18 protein-coding genes are annotated in these 18,688 nt (G+C 51.5%); 6 read left to right on the top strand and 12 right to left on the bottom strand.

Annotation, left to right across the window (positions count from 1 at the left end):
- A partial coding sequence (locus tag R6U67_RS03230) for a helix-turn-helix domain-containing protein (protein WP_410251215.1) occupies window positions 1–275 on the bottom strand: 275 nt, incomplete at its 3' end.
- Window positions 276–513: 238 nt separating this feature from the next.
- Between R6U67_RS03230 and R6U67_RS03235 the strand changes: the two genes are divergently transcribed.
- Together R6U67_RS03235 and psbA are read left to right on the top strand one after the other, a co-directional pair.
- Complete coding sequence (locus R6U67_RS03235; RefSeq protein ID WP_410251216.1) at window positions 514–855, top strand: histidine triad nucleotide-binding protein; 342 nt, start codon at window positions 514–516, stop codon at window positions 853–855.
- Between the two features lie 246 nt (window positions 856–1,101).
- Window positions 1,102–2,163: a photosystem II q(b) protein gene (gene psbA / locus R6U67_RS03240; RefSeq protein WP_410251217.1), complete on the top strand. Its 1,062-nt coding sequence runs from the start codon at window positions 1,102–1,104 to the stop codon at window positions 2,161–2,163.
- A 157-nt stretch (window positions 2,164–2,320) separates the two neighbouring features.
- Here psbA and R6U67_RS03245 read toward each other — a convergent pair whose 3' ends face one another.
- Together R6U67_RS03245 and R6U67_RS03250 are read right to left on the bottom strand one after the other, a co-directional pair.
- Entirely contained in the window at window positions 2,321–3,025 is a 705-nt protein-coding gene (locus tag R6U67_RS03245; protein WP_410251228.1) for a Uma2 family endonuclease, read from the bottom strand.
- Window positions 3,026–3,140: 115 nt separating this feature from the next.
- Window positions 3,141–3,719 carry a Uma2 family endonuclease gene (locus R6U67_RS03250; protein ID WP_410251218.1) on the bottom strand — a complete coding sequence of 193 codons (579 nt, stop codon included), beginning with the start codon at window positions 3,717–3,719 and terminating at the stop codon, window positions 3,141–3,143.
- 145 nt (window positions 3,720–3,864) lie between these two features.
- On the opposite strand from R6U67_RS03250, the gene R6U67_RS03255 reads away from it, so the two are divergent.
- Window positions 3,865–4,899, top strand: a complete 1,035-nt coding sequence (locus R6U67_RS03255) for a DUF3179 domain-containing protein (RefSeq protein WP_410251219.1) — start codon at window positions 3,865–3,867, stop codon at window positions 4,897–4,899.
- A 31-nt stretch (window positions 4,900–4,930) separates the two neighbouring features.
- Here R6U67_RS03255 and R6U67_RS03260 read toward each other — a convergent pair whose 3' ends face one another.
- From R6U67_RS03260 to hppD, 5 genes are all read right to left on the bottom strand, one after another.
- Window positions 4,931–5,488: a Uma2 family endonuclease gene (locus R6U67_RS03260; RefSeq protein WP_410251229.1), complete on the bottom strand. Its 558-nt coding sequence runs from the start codon at window positions 5,486–5,488 to the stop codon at window positions 4,931–4,933.
- A 510-nt stretch (window positions 5,489–5,998) separates the two neighbouring features.
- A complete protein-coding gene (locus tag R6U67_RS03265; RefSeq protein WP_068790802.1) occupies window positions 5,999–6,751 on the bottom strand; it encodes a response regulator transcription factor in 753 nt (250 codons plus the stop codon).
- Between the two features lie 166 nt (window positions 6,752–6,917).
- Window positions 6,918–8,069: a DNA replication/repair protein RecF gene (gene recF, locus R6U67_RS03270; RefSeq protein WP_410251220.1), complete on the bottom strand. Its 1,152-nt coding sequence runs from the start codon at window positions 8,067–8,069 to the stop codon at window positions 6,918–6,920.
- 56 nt (window positions 8,070–8,125) lie between these two features.
- On the bottom strand, window positions 8,126–10,534 hold the full coding sequence (locus R6U67_RS03275; RefSeq protein WP_410251221.1) for a glycosyltransferase: 2,409 nt from the start codon (window positions 10,532–10,534) through the stop codon (window positions 8,126–8,128).
- Window positions 10,535–10,738: 204 nt separating this feature from the next.
- Window positions 10,739–11,803: a 4-hydroxyphenylpyruvate dioxygenase gene (gene hppD / locus R6U67_RS03280; protein ID WP_410251222.1), complete on the bottom strand. Its 1,065-nt coding sequence runs from the start codon at window positions 11,801–11,803 to the stop codon at window positions 10,739–10,741.
- Window positions 11,804–11,860: 57 nt separating this feature from the next.
- Between hppD and R6U67_RS03285 the strand changes: the two genes are divergently transcribed.
- The 3 genes from R6U67_RS03285 to R6U67_RS03295 all read left to right on the top strand — a co-directional run bounded on the left by R6U67_RS03285 (window position 11,861) and on the right by R6U67_RS03295 (window position 15,560).
- Window positions 11,861–13,231, top strand: a complete 1,371-nt coding sequence (locus tag R6U67_RS03285) for an FAD-binding oxidoreductase (RefSeq protein WP_410251223.1) — start codon at window positions 11,861–11,863, stop codon at window positions 13,229–13,231.
- A 139-nt stretch (window positions 13,232–13,370) separates the two neighbouring features.
- Window positions 13,371–14,015, top strand: coding sequence for a hypothetical protein (locus R6U67_RS03290; RefSeq protein WP_410251224.1), 645 nt, complete (start codon window positions 13,371–13,373; stop codon window positions 14,013–14,015).
- A gap of 102 nt (window positions 14,016–14,117) precedes the next feature.
- Window positions 14,118–15,560, top strand: a complete 1,443-nt coding sequence (locus R6U67_RS03295; RefSeq protein ID WP_410251225.1) for a (Fe-S)-binding protein — start codon at window positions 14,118–14,120, stop codon at window positions 15,558–15,560.
- Between the two features lie 8 nt (window positions 15,561–15,568).
- On the opposite strand, the gene R6U67_RS03300 is transcribed toward R6U67_RS03295, so the two are convergent.
- The 4 genes from R6U67_RS03300 to R6U67_RS03315 form a co-directional block, all read right to left on the bottom strand.
- Complete coding sequence (locus tag R6U67_RS03300) at window positions 15,569–16,456, bottom strand: type IV pilin-like G/H family protein (protein ID WP_410251226.1); 888 nt, start codon at window positions 16,454–16,456, stop codon at window positions 15,569–15,571.
- A 162-nt stretch (window positions 16,457–16,618) separates the two neighbouring features.
- On the bottom strand, window positions 16,619–17,062 hold the full coding sequence (locus R6U67_RS03305; protein ID WP_087711122.1) for an FHA domain-containing protein: 444 nt from the start codon (window positions 17,060–17,062) through the stop codon (window positions 16,619–16,621).
- Between the two features lie 200 nt (window positions 17,063–17,262).
- Complete coding sequence (gene pgl / locus R6U67_RS03310) at window positions 17,263–18,006, bottom strand: 6-phosphogluconolactonase (RefSeq protein ID WP_410251230.1); 744 nt, start codon at window positions 18,004–18,006, stop codon at window positions 17,263–17,265.
- A gap of 152 nt (window positions 18,007–18,158) precedes the next feature.
- Window positions 18,159–18,688: lysophospholipid acyltransferase family protein (locus tag R6U67_RS03315; RefSeq protein WP_410251227.1), on the bottom strand; the 530-nt coding region annotated here is incomplete at its 5' end.

Consider the following 18,688-nt stretch of genomic DNA (forward strand, 5'->3'; position numbering starts at 1 on the left):
AAAAAATTAGAGAAGGCTACACCTAAATCTCGCACAGACTGCTGTAAAGGAACACTGGAAACATCAGATAGCCAATGCCGTTCAGGAGTCTTTTTAGCTTGAGTGATGACCTGTTTTTGTAATCCTGAGTGACTCAGCCACTTGTCTCCTGATGGGGTTGACTTAACTCTAGCCAAAGCATCATTCCACACAACGCGACAACAGCCAAACAACTGGGCAAGCTTTTGTGCCTGGCGCTGGGTTGGATAGATTCGATGCTGGTATCGAGCTTTCATCTTTTGCTGACGACATCATTGCTTTTAGTTTACCTGAGAACAGGTACAATAGGGAAGCAAGGCGGCTAAAGCCGCTCGTGTCGTCTTTCATCCCCGCAATAAATTGACGGGGCTTTCAGACTCCCGTATTACTTTCGTAAAGACCAGGCCAGCAACAGGAAACAGCCACTGTTCCCACTATTGCCTGTTGCCTGTTGCCTGTTGCCCGTTCCCCGTTCCCTATTCCCTATCTCCTCCCATGACCGATACCATCTTCGGAAAGATTATCCGCAAAGAGATTCCGGCCGATATTCTCTATGAGGACGACCAATGTCTCGCCTTCCGAGATATCGCCCCCCAAGCCCCCACTCACTTTCTGGTGATTCCCAAAAAATCCATCCCGAAGTTGGCCGACGCCGACGATAGCGATGAGCAATTGCTTGGACATCTCCTCATCATCGCCCGCACGATCGCAACACGGGAACAATTAGAGAAAGGTTACCGAGTCGTTATTAACACGAGCGAACATGGTGGGCAAACCGTGGATCACCTCCATATTCATGTGTTGGGCGGACGGCCCCTGACCTGGCCACCGGGCTAAGATGTGCCAGCGACTCCCTCCCCTTGGGAATTGTATTGCAGATTGTTAAGAACAATATCATTATGCCTGAAACCCTCTTCCAGTAAGGGTTTCAGGCATTTTTGTATCCTAGAAAATGAGAAAATCTGCAAAAAAATCAGAAAAACCCTTTACATCACGAAACAATTACGTTAAGGTAGTAACAACGAGGGCAAACACATTATTCGCTCTTGTTACAGAACCAAACACAACGCAATAATTTATAGTATGACCACTACCTTACAGCAACGCGAGTCTGCGTCTCTGTGGGAACGGTTTTGCGGCTGGGTGACCAGCACCAACAACCGCCTTTACATTGGCTGGTTCGGTGTCTTGATGATCCCCACCCTCTTAACTGCAACCACCTGCTTCATCATTGCATTCATCGCTGCTCCCCCCGTGGACATCGATGGTATCCGTGAACCCGTTGCCGGTTCACTGCTGTACGGAAACAACATCATCTCGGGTGCTGTTGTTCCTTCTTCCAACGCGATCGGACTTCACTTGTACCCGATCTGGGAAGCTGCCAGCCTTGATGAATGGCTGTACAACGGCGGTCCTTACCAGCTCGTGATCCTTCACTTCCTCATTGGCGTTTTCTGCTACATGGGTCGTGAATGGGAACTGTCTTTCCGTCTCGGAATGCGTCCCTGGATCTGCGTGGCTTACTCTGCCCCCGTTGCTGCTGCCACCGCAGTCTTCTTGATCTACCCCATCGGTCAAGGTTCCTTCTCCGATGGTATGCCTCTCGGCATCTCCGGAACCTTCAACTTCATGTTGGTGTTCCAAGCTGAGCACAACATCCTGATGCACCCCTTCCACATGCTCGGTGTGGCGGGTGTCTTCGGCGGTGCCTTGTTCTCCGCTATGCACGGTTCTCTGGTGACCTCCTCCTTGGTTCGTGAAACCACCGAGAGTGAATCTCAGAACTACGGCTACAAATTCGGTCAAGAAGAAGAAACCTACAACATTGTTGCAGCTCACGGCTACTTCGGTCGCCTGATCTTCCAATACGCTTCCTTCAACAACAGCCGCTCTCTGCACTTCTTCTTAGGTGCATGGCCCGTTGTCGGAATCTGGTTCACCGCTCTGGGCATCAGCACCATGGCGTTCAACCTCAACGGTTTCAACTTCAACCAGTCCGTCTTGGATAGCCAAGGTCGTGTTATCAACACCTGGGCTGACGTGATCAACCGCGCCAACCTCGGTATGGAAGTGATGCACGAGCGTAACGCTCACAACTTCCCTCTCGACTTGGCTGCTACCGAAGCTCCTTCCATCAACGGCTAATCCTAGCCCTTGGGAAGTTAGCCAACGTGGTTAACTAAGACTCGAAAAAAGCGTCCTCTTCGGAGGGCGCTTTTTTTTTGGCCCTATTCCTAGAGTGTTCTTAGATTTTTGTTTGGGGAGTTTTGTTTGGGCCGGTATCTGGTCTCCGGTATCTGGTCTAAAGTGTCTCTGGGTCAATCCCTAGCTCTCGCAGTTTCGCGACGAGTTTAGCATTCGTTTGGCGTTCCGTTTCCGCCCGTTGGCGTTCCGTTTCCGCCCGTTGGTGTTCTGTTTCCGCCCGTTGAAACTCAGCCTCAGCCGCTTCCTCAGGAGTCGGAACCAGGGTTTCCTCAGGACTAAAAAAGCGCAAACGCTCCTGATGAATCCCCAGATAGAGTCCCAATTGCTGACTCCATAACCATCCCTGTGCATTAGCCTCCAACGGATGATACACCCCATCGACCAAATGAAAGCCCTGAAACTCCAAGCTGTGGGGGTCAAACCAGAAATAGTCGGGAGTTCTAAAGGTATTCTGATAAATCTCTTTCTTGAGTTCTCGGTCGGTTTTAGCCGTACTGTCTGAAAGCAATTCAATAATGAGATTGGGATATTTCCCTTCTTCGGACCAAACCACCCAACTTTTGCGGGGTTGGTTTGTCGTTCCACGCACCACGAAGAAATCAGGACCTCGGAAATACTCAGATTTGAGTTGACGAGGACTATAGTAAATCGTCAAGTTCCCGGCGCAGAAGTAGTCCTGACGGTCTTTCCAGAGCCAGTTAAGACAAGACATTAGCAACAGAATTTGTTGGAGATGTAGGGAACTTTCCAAGGGGGGTTCATTACTCGGGAGGTCACTGGGAGGAACCACAATCTCATCCATCTCATCAGTCAAGATGGTTTCTGAGACGGTTTCGGGAAGCGTCTGCGCGGAATTCGAGAGGGAAGCAGACATGGTGAGGATTCTCGCGTGTCTAAACTGACCTTAGTTTAACAAGTTAGCCCAGCTCCCCCAGAACCACCTCATCATAAATCTCACTCACCGCCATCTCAACCTTCACGGACTTGAGGGGAAGGATATCTCCAGCGGTGAATCGCTGTGGCGGCCAAAATCCCGAGTCATCTCGATGATAGAGTTCCACTTCGGCCCGGTCTTGGCGGACGAGGAGATAGTCTTGCAAACTGGGTAGGGTTTGATAGTTGAGGCGTTTTTCCCGGCGGTCTAGCTTTTCGGTGGAGGGAGACAGAACCTCCACAATCAGACAGGGACGAGTTTTATAATATCGCTGCTGGTCTTGGGGGTCGCAGGTGACCATCACATCGGGGTAGTAGAAGATATCGGAGCGATTCACCGCATCTTGAATCTGGACTTTCATATCGGCGATGAAGGTTTTGCAGCCACTTCCCCGTAGATGGGATTTCAGAAGACTGGCAATATTGAGGGCGATGCGATTATGTTCCTCGCTTCCACCGGTCATGGCGAATATCTCACCGTTGAGATATTCGTGGCGGATAGGACGGCGTTGTTCGCCTTGGAGATAGTCGGAGATGGAGAGGAAGGCGGGGGCTGGATTCATGGCGGGTTACCAGGGTGACTCGATGAAAAGGGGACGGCTTTGTCGAGGATTTTGTTTTTATTGTAGCCAGGGTCGGTTCAGGTCGGGCGAGAACCGATCGCCGCCGGTTCTCGTATTCCAAGTGATAGCATTCACAGGTATCATCATGAAGCGTTCTGTCAAGATTTTGCTGAAAACCGCTGCCATTACGGTGCTGTTTGGATTTGGCGGATTGGTGGCCCAGGCGGGGGGATGGGATAATTTTAAACTTCGCTATTTCAGTTTGACTCAGGTTCTTAATAATACGGAAAAGGCCGTTGAGGATGCGCAACAGTCGGCGTCACCGGGTCATCCGCCTCGTGTGAATCCTTCGGAACTGCTCGATGGGGGGCCTGGGAAAGATGGGATTCCCAGTATTGATGACCCCAAGTTTGACTCGGCGGCCACCACTCCGTTTGATGAGAGTCAGGAGGTGATTGGTATGGTGGTGAATGGGGAAGCGAAGGCCTATCCGATTGGGATTCTCAACTGGCACGAAATCGTCAATGATACGATTGGTGGAATCAATGTGAGTGTGACTTATTGCCCCTTGTGTGACACGGCGATCGCCTTTGAGCGAGGAGACACCACCTTTGGGGTCTCTGGACGACTCTATCAAAGTTGTCTGGTCATGTACGATCGCCGTGATGATAGTCTTTTTGCACAACCCTGGGGACTGGGGGTGGTGGGGGTTCAGGTCAATCAGAGTTTAGAGCGAGTTCCGGCGGTGAAAACCGAGTTGGGGAACTGGTTAGAACGCCATCCCGACAGTCAAGTTCTTTCCACGGAAACGGGACATGAGCGAGATTATCAGCGCTATCCCTATGGTAGTTATAACCGCGATCGCACCCTTGTCTTCCCAGTCCGCCATCAAGACCAATTACGTCTACATCCCAAAGATGCTATCAGCTACATTTGGCAAAGCGATGACAATACCCCCCAAGGCCAGTTTTCCGGCGAGAGTCTGCAACTGGTCCATGAGGAGATTCGCGAAGTCGGTGAACAAACGGTACAACTGGGGGAACAATCTCTACGAGTTGTCTGGGATGAGGAATTAGAGACGGTTCGAGTCGAAGACCGTCAAGGAAATCAAGTTCCCGCCGCGACCGCCTTTGCCTTCGTCTATCCAGCGTTTATGGAGTTGTCGGGGTCAGTGAACTAGACTAGAGATGTGCGTTTGCGAGTCTTGAATCTTACCCCCGCAAACGTTGGCGAAATGCTAAGACCGCCTCTAGGGGATTCGAGGACATTACCTGTTGCGTGAGTTGGGAGATGGGTAAATCCGGGAGTTGGGCACTTTTGTCACTGTTGTTATACCCAGACTCACCCAAGACGTAAATGGCGAATTGACCCTGTTGCCAAAACCAGACTTCGGGAACTCCTAACCCTTCAAAGATAGCCAGACGATCAATTCCACCTGACGTAATGAAAACTTCTAGAGCCAAGTCAGGATAGGGTTTTTCCTCATAAAAACAGTAACATTCATCGGGTTCAATCCCTCGGCTGTTAGCTTCTCGGCGAAAGGTCGTTGACCCCAATCCCCAGAACGGAATTCGCGTTTCTTCGAGATAAACCTCTAACAGTCGCGCCAGGTTGCGCTTAATGAGTTCGTGATTGCGACTCGGAGACCCCAGTTGTAATTGACCCTCTAGGTATTTTAGGCGCAAGTTCGGAAAATCATCGCCGATTAATTGCAGGAACTGCTCATATTTTTGCCAACTTACCCCTTGGAGAAGAAGCTGTTGAGGAATCTCTGACTGTAGTTGAGTGAGCCTAGTTTAAAGCGACAGTAATTAAATTTAACTCAGATAAAAACAAGTTAAAATACTCCTAAGTTGTAATCTTTGATTCAACGTTGAGATGAATCGCGGCAACCACTGTAGTCTAATAGGGAAACACTTCAAGGTAAGTCGGCAGCGTAAAAACTTTGCCATTAAGATGGCATCGTGCGTCAGCCAGTCTAACGACTTGGTCGGCTATGAGGACTTGAAGGCGTAACACCTAGCAGGAAATCATACATCCCGCTAAAGAGTAAGTACCGTAGGGCATACGGAAACTCACGCCTGGTGGAGATATCGACCTCTGCTTTGGTGGGGAAACTCCTCAAGGTAAGTCGAGTCGTAGAAAGAGGAAACCTGATCAGTGATGATGGGAATCCCACACTATATTCTCTGAATTAGTGTGGGAGGATATCAATACAGTGATCTATGATCTATTCAGTGAGATCTAACCTGAGATCTCACTGAATAGATCGCATGAACTTAACCCTTCGACTCCGAAGAAACCCGTGACAAATCCTCTTCAGTGTATTCATTTCCGGGTAACTCCAAACAATACCCGGCCCCATACACCGTCTTAATATACTTCGGATGGCGAGGATCTGGCTCCAACTTGGTGCGTAAATGGCGGATATGCACCCGAATCGTCTCGATATCATCATTGGGATCATAGCCCCAGACTTCCTTGAGGATATCGCTCGGAGACACCGTCTGTCCGTGGCGCTGTAACAGACAATGGAGCAGCTCAAACTCCAAATGAGTCAGTTTAACGGTTTTATTGAACCAAATGGCTTCAAAGCGCTCAGGAACCAGGGTTAACGAGCCATAGTTGAGGATTTCCGTGTGTTTCGCCGCTTGGGGGATGCGATCGGTGCGTCGCAAGAGCGCGCGAACCCGAGCCAACATCTCCTCAATCTCAAAAGGTTTCGTCATATAGTCATCAGCACCGGCGTTAAACCCTTCGACTTTCTCTTGGGTTTGTCCCAAAGCTGTCAACATCAACACCGGAATGTCCGCCGTGCGATCGTCTCGGCGTAACCGTTGACAGACCGTAAAACCATCCACCTTCGGCAGCATCAAATCCAAGACAATCAAATCTGGAACTAGCTGCATGGCCAGAGCTTGCGCTTTTACACCATCTTCGGCTTGGCTTACTTCATACCCTGCCATTTCCAGGTTGATGGCAACCAGTTCGGAAATTGCAGGGTCATCGTCGATGACGAGGATCCGGGGCATCGTTTACAACTCTTGACAATCTATGGGCGCATCTCTTCCGTTTGGTTAAGGTTCATCACGAACCATTACAGAAGACAAAAAAACCTTTACTGATTATACGCTTTGTTATTCGATTTCGTCAGAAAAATTTAAGAATTTCGCGAAATTCTCTGGCCCCGAGACCTCCTCAAGCCCCGACCGAGGGTTGAACGGCCTCGCTCGTGAGAACTTCTCCCCCAGACACCTGTAAAATCTGCGAACTGTTGAGCCACTGGGCATCAAACGCCCCTAGGTGAGTCGTCGAGATGAGGGTTTGGAAGCGATCTTCAATGGTGTCGAGGAGTTGATTTTGTCGGTGCAGATCCAACTCCGCGAGGACATCATCGAGGAGTAACACCGGGGGTTCGCCGACAACGGCCTCAATCAGTTGCAATTCTGAGAGTTTCAGGGCTAACACCAGAGTACGCTGTTGGCCTTGGGAGCCGTAGCGCCGGGCCGGGGTATCGTTAATCGAGAGCATCACTTCATCCCGGTGTGGCCCGGTGAGGGTGGTTCCCTGGTGTTCTTCGGCGAGGTGGCGATCGCGCAATTGTTGCAAAAACCCCTGACGAACCGCCTCCGCATCATTAAAATCGCGCACATCTTGCACCTGAGGCGCATAATCGACCACGAGAGACTCAGTTTGGCCACTAATCTCCCGATGCCAGGTTTGCGCTAAGGGAGCCAACCGCTGAATCGCTCGCCAACGCCGTCGCATCACCCGCGCTCCCGCTGTGGCTAATTGAAAATCCAACACGGAACGCATGGCTTCATCGCCCTTCTGAGCGCCGCTACGACGTTGTTTGAGCAGGGCGTTGCGGTGGCGTAAAATCTGGCTATAGTCTTTTAAGAGATGAGCGTAGAGGGGTTCGAGTTGAATCACGAGGCCATCCAACCAGCGGCGGCGATCGTCTGGGGAACCGCGCACTAAGTCCAAATCCAGACTAGAAAACTCCACCACGTTCAGCAATCCCAGGAAATCCACCTGACGGCGACAGGCTTGGCGATCGACGAATACGGTACGCCGGCCCGATCGCCGCAAACGAATTTCTAAGTCAATCTCCCCGGTGATGCGTTCCAAGCCGCCGCGAATTTGTCCAATCGCGGCGTCATTTTGCACCAACTCGCGATCGCTGGTGGCCCGTTGGCTTTTCAGCGTCGACAGTAGGGCCACACTTTCTAACAGATTCGACTTCCCTTGAGCATTATTCCCCACCAGAATCGTTTTCGGCGCGGTAAAGTTCACCGTTTGAGCCGTATAGTTACGGAAGGCTTGCAGGTTGAGGGACTTCAAATACACGTTAACGCGAGGGATGAGAGAGCGTGGGGGGCCATTAGCTGGCCATTAGCTGGCCATTAGCTAAAAATAGCGGGAACCCGTTGACGTAAGGCTTCGTTCAATTCCGGGAGGCGCGATCGCATCTCCCAATACCAGGCGACACGTTCGCGATAATGCAACGACAAGAGGCGATGATCTCGAACCCAGTCATAGGCGTTTTGGGCCAGTTGTCGCCGCCAGGGGGTATCGGTCACCAGACGGCGGAATTTCTCCTCAAACTGATCGAGGGTTTCGTATAATACCCCAGTTTGCCCATCTTCGACGGAACCAGCATAAACCGTCGGACTGGCTAACACCGCGACCCCCTGGCCGGCACATTCGATAAACTTGAGATCCGATTTCATGGAGTTGAACTCGGTGTTGATTAGGGGAAGCAACGCCACATCCGCCTCTCTGAGCAGTTCCTGGTAACGAGGATAGGAACAGGTGGGTTCAAACCGCTTGTGAGGCGTGTCTAAGGCGTCGAAAAATCGTTGATCATGGATGACCTGCACCTCAACGCGATCGCCCAACGGGTCCAGAACCCGATTCATTCTATCAACTAGCGGTTGCCAATCCCGTTCTCGGTTCAACGCACCAAAAAACACCGTCACCCGGCCATCCTGACGATACTCTCGTCGTGGTGGAAGTTCCAGGAGTTGATTGGGAAACACTTTGACGTAGGGATTAAACTGACGCAAAAACTCCGCTAGCGGTTCGGTGGAGGTTTGGATACAGTGACAACTACGATAGGTGATAAAATCCTCTTCAATATGCTCTTTCCAGAAACGCGGATCATCATCAATCTCGACGACACTGAGATAGCCGGCTTGAATGAGTTGACGTTGTTTCTGTGCTGCATCGGCTTTTTTGAGGCGCGATCGCTGCCAAATAAAAACCTTTTCTTCCCCCGGTAATGCTGCATTTAGATTAACGGTATAGAGTTTCGCCTCAGTGCGAACTCCAGGAATCGTGCGAATACAGCGATCGGGTTGATAGACTCGCACTTGATCCGAGGCGATGGTAGAAATCATCACCGTCTGCACAAACAATCGTTTTAGAGGTTGTTCTCCATGACAAGCTCTCACCACATAGGCTTCCGTTATATTGCGTTTTTCATAACCCTCAAATGAGATTTTATAGGCATCTAAAACAGGTTTAATTGTTTCTTGAAACGCCCGAGATTCCTCAGTATCTTCGCCACGACGCTCCATTTCAAATATTTTTAATTTTGCGGCTAAAAAACATTTTTGAATATCATCAACATCCAGTGTATCCTGATGTTTTCCCTGGAGTAAACCTAAAATAGCTCGCCAATGGTGAGGGTTGGGAATGGTACAAATAACCTGTCCACTCGGTTTTAGCCATAGACGAATCGTTTGCAAGAATTTAACCGGATCTGTCAATTGAGCTAAATTTTTAGAAATTAGCACACCGTCAACGGAACCCGGAGCAATCGTCAAATTTGCGAGTTGAGGAATTGGAGAATACAAAACCTGATCTAAGTTATTTTTTGCCGAAATGAGTTTCTCGCGACTATCATCAATACCAATATACTCTCCATGAGGATTGATGCGTTTATAAGCCAATCCTCGCTCTCCCGTCTCGCAACCAATTTCTAACACCAGTTTTGCATCGGGTGGAATCAGAGAAATTAAAGAATCCCTTAAATCCTGTTGACTAGCTGGGGTCTTTTTTCTTAACAGATGAATCGAGACTTGAGGGTGAGAATCGAGTTTGAGGCGTTCTAACTGCTCTTGATGTTTACGAAAAATATAGCGACGAACTTTCTGTTTTTGTTGCTCGCCTCCACGGATATTAAAATGGTCAGCCAGGCTATCTTTGCGAATATGATAGTGCAAAACGGCTTCGGGAACCGGTTGTCCAATAAATCCCTGAAGTGCTAGGGCAACAAATAGCTCATAATCTTCTAATAAGAGTAAACTGGAGTCAAACCCTCCGACCATTTCTAGGGATTTGCGGGATAGCAACGAATTAACATGAATAAATGGAGCTTTGAGCAGTTTTTCGATTGACCAAGGTTGCGCGGGAACTGTATGTTGCGTATCTCCAAATAAGACCATTGTTGGATATAGTGGGCAGTATTCATCGGGGAGACTTTCTGCTTTTTGAACTAACGTTTCAATATAACCTGAACTAAAGTAATTATCGGAATCTAGGGGTAAAATATAGTTACCTTTAGAGACAGAAATTGCTAAATTTCGGGCAGCCGCTGCTCCTCGATGGTTGGCAGATTTGAGGAGAGAGAAGGAAAACTGCGATCGCAACTCCTCTAAATACTCAACTGTGCCATCGGTTGAACCATCATCAATCACAATATGTTCAATATTGGGATACTTCGACTGTTGAACCGACTCCAACGCTCGGCGAATATAGCGTGTGTCGTTGTAGCAAGGGGTGATAATACTAACTAAGGGAGAAGACATAGGGGGAACAGGGAACAGGGAACAGGGAACAGGGAACAGGGGGAAGAAGGGAAGAGGCATAACCCACCCCTAACCCCTCCCAGGAGGGGATGGCAAGAGGCAAGAGGGGGAAGAAGGCAAGAGGCATAACTCTACCCCTAACGCCTCCTATAAAATAGGGGCGATCTCTTGTGGTTTTTCTCGGAGAATCGGGAGACGTTAATGTTAACGATCGCCCGTTCGTTGTAGTTGTTGGTGTTCGACGGCTTCAAAGAGAGCTTGGAAATTGCCTTCGCCGAATCCTTGAGCCGTGAGGGTTTTTCCCTGAACCTGAATCGAACGGCGTTCGATGAGTTCAAAGAAAAATGTTGGTTGCTCAAAAATGGGTGCCGTGAAGGTTTGTAGAAGTAACGCCGGATGGTTCGTATCCTGCCAATCGACGAGAATTTCCGCCTCAACCAGTCGCTGCCATTCTGGCGTTGACAAACAAAACCCTGGTTTTTGACGTAAGCCATCATAATAGGTTCCGGGAACGTTGAGAAAGGATAGCCCCAATTGTCGAAGTTGCGGAACCCAATGTAGGATATCAGGAGTTTTTAGGGCAATATGTTGAATCCCCGCTCCCCGATTGTGATCCAAAAATTCTTGAATTTGGGAATTGCCCGAGGTGGGTTCGTTGACGGGGAACTGAACCCCAGTTTCAGGGTGAACTAAGACTTGGGAACGGAGCGACGATCGCGCGGTGGCGATCGCAAACTGCTGTTTTGGGTGAAAGCCCAACACCTGGCAATACCACTCTACCGCTGCCGGTAACTCTCCGGCCGGAACATTCAGCACACAATGATCGATCGCCGCCACTGGGCCAGATTTCCCTCCCGTCTCCCTAACCGTCGCCTCTTGCTCATCTTGCTCATCTTGATCACCTTCGATAAGCGTATGTCGTAGGGAACCCCAGGCGGCGATTTGGGCCATCCGTTGCCCCGTCGAGGAATCATGAGGTGGTATGAGAACCCTCACCTGGGGATGAGCGCAAATTTCCGCCAGATTTTGCACCCTCAGAGCGATGTCAGCCACCCCTGGAGGGTGTTTTTGCAAAAAGTCAGCAATGGGGCTGTTTGGCGAGGCAGGAGACGAGAGATGAACCCGCAGTTCCGCACAAGTGAGGCGTTCTTGGTGAGTCTCAGGAGTAGACAAACACGGCTGAGCCTCAAAGCCAAACAAATGCACAAACCAGTCACGCCAAACTCTTGCCGAATCAACGTAGAAGTGAACGTGGTCGATCTGTACCATATTCTATAAGAGACGCAGTAGATGAGATAGCAAAGTCGGTCAGGAGTCGCAAAAACTATGGGTGGACAGGTGACGGAACGTACAGAGGATTGGGCAACGAATTGGGCCAATACCGGGACAGGGGGAACGATTGTTCACTGGGAACATCTGAGTGAGGCCGATCGCCATCGCCTCAGAGAAGCGACAACCGGAGAGACTCCCGAAGCCATCCTCTACCCCCACAGCGTCGAGGCCTTAACCGAAGCGATGCGGTTCGCCCATCGTCAAGGAATTGCTGTAATTCCCATGGGGAGTGGCTCTAAACTCCATTGGGGAGGACTCGTCGAGACGGCTCCCTGGGTGATCTGTACCCGCCACCTCGATCGCCTCGTCGAACACGCCGTGGGCGATTTAACCGTCACCGTGGAAGCCGGGGCAAAATTGAGGGACATTGAGGAAATTTTAGCGAAATCTCAGCAGTTCCTGGCGATCGACCCCACCTATGCCGATGATGCCACGATTGGCGGAATTGTGGCCACGGGAGATATGGGAAGTTGGCGACAGCGATATAACAGCATTCGCGATCGCCTCATCGGGATTTCCTTCATCCGCCATGACGGGGAACTCGTCAAAGCCGGGGGGCGAGTCGTCAAAAATGTGGCCGGCTTTGATTTAATGAAACTCCTCACCGCCTCCTACGGAACCTTGGGCGTGATCACCCAACTCACCTTTCGTCTCTATCCCATCCCAGATACCTCACAAACGCTCATTCTCACCGGGGAAGCCGCCCCGATTGGCGAGGCGGTTATGGCGATTCGCCGCTCATCCGTGGTTCCCACCGCCCTCGATCTCCTCTCGGGGGGACTGGTGCATGAATTGGGGCTAGGAAATGGGGAAAACGGCGATCGCCTCGGTTTAGCCATTCGCCTGCAAAACGTCGCCCCTAGCGTGCAACAACAGGGCGATCGCCTGCGGGAGTTAGCCGAGACGCTGACGTTAGAGATGAAACCCCTCAACGATGACGCTGAGCGGGAGTTTTGGCGGCGATCGCAGGCCCGACTCGAACAAGGAACCTCGGGCGATCGCCTCTTGCTCAAATGGGGAGTTCGCCCCACCGCCATGATCACCACCCTAGCCGCCTTAGACAGCCTTCTGACTCAGATTAAGGTTCCCGCCGAAACAGAACCCGCGATCGCCCGCTTCTACGCCGGAAGTGGCTTAGGACATCTCAACCTCCCCCGTTCCCGAGTCACCAGTCATCTTCTCGGACAACTCCGCCGTCACTGTCAAGCCAACGGCGGCTTCCTCACCGTATTAGAAGCCCCCCAATCCCTCAAACGTCAATGTGATCCCTGGGGCTATACGGGAAATGCTCAACGAGCCATGGAACAGATTAAACAGAAGTTTGACCCCCAAACTCGCCTCAGCCCCGGACGATTTATCGTTTAATGCGAGTAATGCGAGCCAGCCATCCCGGAGAAGCGCCGAGAAATCGATATATGATTGATGTCAACGTCAAAAATGGTCTCTTGACAAAACACCTCTTGACAAAACATCTCTTGACAAAACACCTCTTGACAAAACACCTATGAATAAGCTAAAACAGCAAATTTCTCTAGTTAGCGAACTCCTCTTTGCTCAGGATACCCGCGAGATCTATTCCAAATCCTTTTCCTTAACCGGCAAGCTTCTCAAGGAAATCTTTACATTACTTTGGATGGTCTTTTGCCTGATTTTCCTCGTCTTTTTCTGGGCCGGGCAATATGTTCGACAAATTACGTATAATACAAAAGTCTGGTATCAAAACCAAGAGAATCAGCACAGTGAAAACCGCTTTGCTGACCTAAGTAAATCGTTACTCGACGTGGGTTCCTCAGGAAGCCGCTACGTCATCGGCCAAGCCAAACAACAATTGGGGATTCAAGCGGATCCCAAACCCATCCCGGCGATCGCTCCCGTGGCCACCGTCAACGCAGAAACCGTCTCCGATGATGACACCAGTGATGACGCAACTGATAACGCCAGCGACGACGCGACTGATAACGCGACTGATAACGCGACTGATAACGCGACTGATAACGCCAGCGAAGAGGTCACGTCCTCAGAACCCGAACCCCAAGCATCTCAAGCCACCACAGAGTCTCCCAAACCCGAACCCCAATCTCCCGAACCCAGTGAAATCGCCGATCCCTTCGACTCAGCCGACGACTCAAAACCCAACGAAACCCCCTAACCCCCAAACTTAAACGCTCAAGGTGGGGGCGAAAAATGCCCCTACCCCATTGCCCTCTCCCCCCCTCTTGCCTCTTGCCTCTTGCCTTTTGCCTTCCTCCCCATGACCTCCATCCCCGCCAAAGACAGTAACTTCCTCAACCAAAACCCCCATCTCGGCGAATTAACCCCAGCCGAAACCGGATTTGACGCCAAACATCCGCCCCAACAAGATTTAATTGATACTTGTGTCCACTGTGGCTTTTGTCTATCGACTTGTCCGAGTTATCGAGTCATTGGCAAAGAGATGGACTCCCCCCGAGGACGCATCTATATGATGGATGCCATCAATAAGGGGGAAACCGAACTGAAACCAGCCACCAGCCAACATTTTGACTCCTGTTTAGGCTGTCTAGCCTGTGTCACCACCTGTCCTTCGGGAGTTGAGTATGACAAACTGATTGCGGCTACTCGTCCCCAAGTCGAGCGGAATGTCCCCCGTTCCTTGGGCGATCGCCTGCTACGTCGTCTGATCTTTAACCTCTTTCCCTATCCCAATCGACTGCGGCCCCTCCTCTATCCCCTGCTGGCCTATCAAAAATCGGGGTTACGGCGATGGGTTCGTTCCACCGGATTACTCAAACAGGTGTTTCCCCGTCTGGCGGCGATGGAGGCAATTCTCCCCAACATCACCCCGGACTTCTTTCAAGGGGACTTCCCCGATGTCATTCGGGCTCAAGGAGAGACACGCTATCGAGTGGGGATGATCCTCGGCTGCGTGCAACGGTTATTTTTCCACCCCGTCAATGCCGCCACCGCTCGGGTTCTCACAGCAAATGGCTGCGAGGTCGTTATTCCCAAAACCCAGGGCTGCTGTGCCGCTCTACCGGCTCACCAGGGACAGGAATCTCAGGCCCAGGCGATCGCCCGTCAGATGATTGATAGCTTTGAAGGCAGCAACGTTGATTACATTGTCATTAACGCCGCCGGCTGTGGCCATACCCTCAAGGAGTATGGTCATATTTTGCAAGATGACCCCGAGTATCGCCAGAAAGCTCAAGACTTCGCCAGTCGTGTTCGGGATGTGAATGAGTTTCTAATTGATGTCGGCTTAACGACACCACTGCATCCCTTAGCCGATGGGGAGTTGGCGATCGCCTACCAAGATGCCTGTCATCTCATCCACGGCCAAAAAATCAGCAGTCAACCCCGGCAACTCTTGCGTCAAATCCCCCAAGTCTCCCTACGGGAATCCGTTGACGCGGCCCTGTGTTGCGGCAGTGCCGGAGTCTACAATATGCTACAGCCCGAGGTCGCCGATGAACTCGGTCAACTCAAAGTCGAGAACCTCAGCAACACCGGTGCTGATCTCATCGCCTCAGCCAACCCCGGCTGTTCCCTGCAAATTCAGAAACATCTGCAACTCCAGGGGCGAGATATTCCCCTCTATCACCCCATTCAACTGTTGGATTACGCGATTCGCGGTCAACGGCTAGAGATGCTTTCACCACAAGAGCCTTTACCACAAAAGTCATTACCACAAAATCAGGCACTTGTCAAGCAATAACCGCTCAACTAACGTTCCATCAAATGGGAGCCGGGAGCGCAAGTCACCGTTCCCTCAGCGGTGTCTGGGGGAATCGGCATGGCTGGAGGGGTCATATCCGGTTCATCGCTGCGACAAATGCCCACCAGGGACACCTCTAACCCCCGTTCATTGGGAACCATAAACACGCCACTGGTGAAGCTGCGTAACTCCTCTCGCTTGGGGGTGGCCGTAATGCGAACGCTTTGGGGAGTCGTCTGGCTCACCTCAAGCTCAATCCGATAGTCGTCTGTTTCGAGGGGAACGGGGTCAGAATTAAGCGGTTCAATGGAATCGGCGAACTCCCGGAACTCCAGATAATGGGTGCGTTGGGCGCGGCTAATATCCATGAGAACATCTAACGCATTGGCTTCGACGAGACGAGCCGGGAGATCGGTTGAGGTAGACACTCGCTCAAAGCGGGCCACCGTCTCGGCAAACTCAGTCGGGCGGGGTAAACCGGGTTCGGTTCCCTCAATTTGAAACAGTAACTCCCCGGATTCCGTGATTTGGGCGATCGTGGCCACCGTCTCCCCATCCGGGAGGATCAAATCAATAGCATTAGGCGAGCCGGAACCGACCTCATAGCGAAATTCTTGGGATACGGTCCGTCCTCGGGGCAGGGTAATGATGAAGTGGAGAATCCCCGCCTCCGTGAAAATAAAGGTCAGAGGTTCACCGCCAAGAGCCGAGGGGGAGAACCATTGTCCCAGAATCGCCTCAGCGAACTCTGGGTCTGGCTCAGCTTGAGCTAAGAGGGGCCGATCGCCGAAAATAACAAAATTCGAGAATGACAGCCCTGCTGGGGACAAGAGCGCCCCGGTCGTCAGCAGAATTGTCACCGTAAAGCGAGAGACTAAGCGGGATAACACAGTCATAAATTTTCAGGCCAATCAAGCCGATTAGATCGCAGGGAATGGGGAAGGGAACAGGGAACACCGGAACAGGGAACAGGGAACACCGGAACAACGTTTAAACCCGTTTTGGGTCTGGGTTTAACTCGTTGCTGTTATGCGATCGCCTTAGACCCATACCATCTCTCAATCCGAGGACACCTCTGGCGATGACTCTCGAACCACCCGAGTTTTGGGCGGGGGGTCATCACTGGTGGTATCTTCATCGGGGGTTCCCCGTTCCTGTAAGTGTTTGAGCAACTGTTGTGCTGGAGATACGGGTGGCGGATGACTGACATGGAGCTGAATCTGGGGACCCGTCCGGGCCAGGCGAACGATGGACCCATCGCAGGCGGGAATTTCCTCAATGGGAGCATCTTCGAGATAGGTTCCGTTCGTCCCCAAATTCACGAGATACCATTGACGTTGTTCATTGCAGTGGAGTTCCAGGTGATAGCGAGAGACGACGGCACTGTAGAGGACAACATGGTTATCCGGGGCGCGACCGATGCGAATAACTGTGTCATCCTCAAACGTCCAGCGTTTCAGCGGGATGGATTGGTGGGGGTGGAGGAGAGTTAGAGTAATCACGCGACAGAAAAACGGTGAGGTAGAGAGGCAACCCGGAGAACAAACCAGGACTCAAGACGTAGACTGGATAGGACGAGATCGTCGTTTTGCCCAATTCAAGTTTAGGTCAATGGGTTTAGAGCAACTGCCAATATGTTCAACATAGTACGTTTGCCGCTCGGGTTGAATGGCCAGGAGGATCTGCTGTCGCGAGGTTCACCTCACTCGGCTGAAGTTGAACTGGGGGTCACTTCGGCCCCGGCGGCGGCATCGAGCAACCAGTAAATCTCCCCATCCACCGGTTGAATGAGACGGGAAGGATAGGTGGCTTCATCCCCCTCTGGGGCAAACACCTGGGCCAGAGCGGCTTGTTTGTTCTCGCCAGCAACGGCAAAGATGATGGTCCGCGAGAGGTTAAGAACGGGAACGGTCAAGGTGATGCGGGGGTCTCCATCTTTGTTCCCCACCGTGACGCTGCGATCGCAGACTTCCAAGGCCTCGGTCTGGGGAAACAGGGATGCGGTATGGCCATCATCCCCCATGCCCAACAGCATAATATCGAACTGAGGAAACTGCCCCGATTCTAGGCCAAAAAATGCTTGTAAGTGTTGGTCGTAGGCCTGGGCATCACTCTCGGGATCTTGACCCTGGCTTGGCATCGGATGTAGGTTCTCGGGGGGGAAGGGAACGCGATCGAGCCACGCTTCACGAGCCATGCGTTGGTTACTATCGGGATGATCCGGGGCCACGTAGCGTTCATCACCCCAGAAGACATGGAGGTTGTCCCAGGGTAAGTCATGGCCGGCGATCGCCTCGTAGATCGGTTTCGGGGTACTTCCCCCGGATAGGGCGATGGTACAGGTTCCCCGTTGGGCGATCGCACCCTGGATTTTCTCGACAATCAAAGCCACACTGCGATCAATCAGGGCGGTCTTATTGGAGAGAACTTCGACGTATTGAGTCATAGTCATGCCATTCGGGTAGGGTTTGCCCGATTCTAAAGTACCCCGTCTTTAAAGCCAACCAATTCAGGGACACAACCCTCAGGGGTCAAACCCCTCTCGCCTCTTGCCAGAAGAGGGCCACCATCAAGGTTCGCCCCGACATTGTTTTTTCCCTAACGACCGAGATCATGAAGTGACTCAATCACCTCAGTACAGTGTTGAGTGACAGCCTCTAACCCCTCGCGATCGCCCGATTGCGGGGGGTTAACAGGTTCTCCGATGCGAATCGTCACCGGAACCGATCGCGGCTTGGAGGAGCCTTGAAAAATGGCTTGAGTTCCCCAAAGACAAACCGGTAAAATTGGGACTTGAGCTTTAGCCGCAATCAAAACAGCACCAGGTTTCGGGTTGGGAATGCGACCATCGCGGGTACGAGTTCCTGAGAGAAACACCCCCGTGGCCCATCCCTGTTCTAAATACTCTAAAGCCGAGCGAATCGCACTGCGATCGGCGGCTTTACGTTTCACAGGATAGGCTCCATACAAACGAATTGCTTTGGCAAAGATGGGATTTTTAAACAGTTCTTCTTTCGCCATGTAGGCGACTGGACGCTCCACCGCACAGGAAATCATCGGTGGGTCAAAATAACTGGCATGATTGCTAGTTACCACTAGAGGCCCGGATTTGGGGACGTTCTCGACAC

Source organism: Sodalinema sp., assembly GCF_046483825.1.
In the GTDB taxonomy this organism is placed as follows: Bacteria; Cyanobacteriota; Cyanobacteriia; order Cyanobacteriales; family Geitlerinemataceae; genus Sodalinema.

Coding starts and splice junctions, on each gene's coding strand:
- R6U67_RS03290 (WP_410251224.1), top strand. CDS start 13,371: ATGAATAAGCTAAAACAGCAAATTTCTCTAGTTAGCGAACTCCTCTTT.
- R6U67_RS03245 (WP_410251228.1), bottom strand. CDS start 3,025: ATGGATGAGATTGTGGTTCCTCCCAGTGACCTCCCGAGTAATGAACCC.
- hppD (WP_410251222.1), bottom strand. CDS start 11,803: ATGGTACAGATCGACCACGTTCACTTCTACGTTGATTCGGCAAGAGTT.
- R6U67_RS03285 (WP_410251223.1), top strand. CDS start 11,861: ATGGGTGGACAGGTGACGGAACGTACAGAGGATTGGGCAACGAATTGG.
- R6U67_RS03250 (WP_410251218.1), bottom strand. CDS start 3,719: ATGAATCCAGCCCCCGCCTTCCTCTCCATCTCCGACTATCTCCAAGGC.
- R6U67_RS03295 (WP_410251225.1), top strand. CDS start 14,118: ATGACCTCCATCCCCGCCAAAGACAGTAACTTCCTCAACCAAAACCCC.
- R6U67_RS03255 (WP_410251219.1), top strand. CDS start 3,865: ATGAAGCGTTCTGTCAAGATTTTGCTGAAAACCGCTGCCATTACGGTG.
- R6U67_RS03275 (WP_410251221.1), bottom strand. CDS start 10,534: ATGTCTTCTCCCTTAGTTAGTATTATCACCCCTTGCTACAACGACACA.
- pgl (WP_410251230.1), bottom strand. CDS start 18,006: ATGACTCAATACGTCGAAGTTCTCTCCAATAAGACCGCCCTGATTGAT.
- R6U67_RS03300 (WP_410251226.1), bottom strand. CDS start 16,456: ATGACTGTGTTATCCCGCTTAGTCTCTCGCTTTACGGTGACAATTCTG.
- R6U67_RS03265 (WP_068790802.1), bottom strand. CDS start 6,751: ATGCCCCGGATCCTCGTCATCGACGATGACCCTGCAATTTCCGAACTG.
- R6U67_RS03235 (WP_410251216.1), top strand. CDS start 514: ATGACCGATACCATCTTCGGAAAGATTATCCGCAAAGAGATTCCGGCC.
- psbA (WP_410251217.1), top strand. CDS start 1,102: ATGACCACTACCTTACAGCAACGCGAGTCTGCGTCTCTGTGGGAACGG.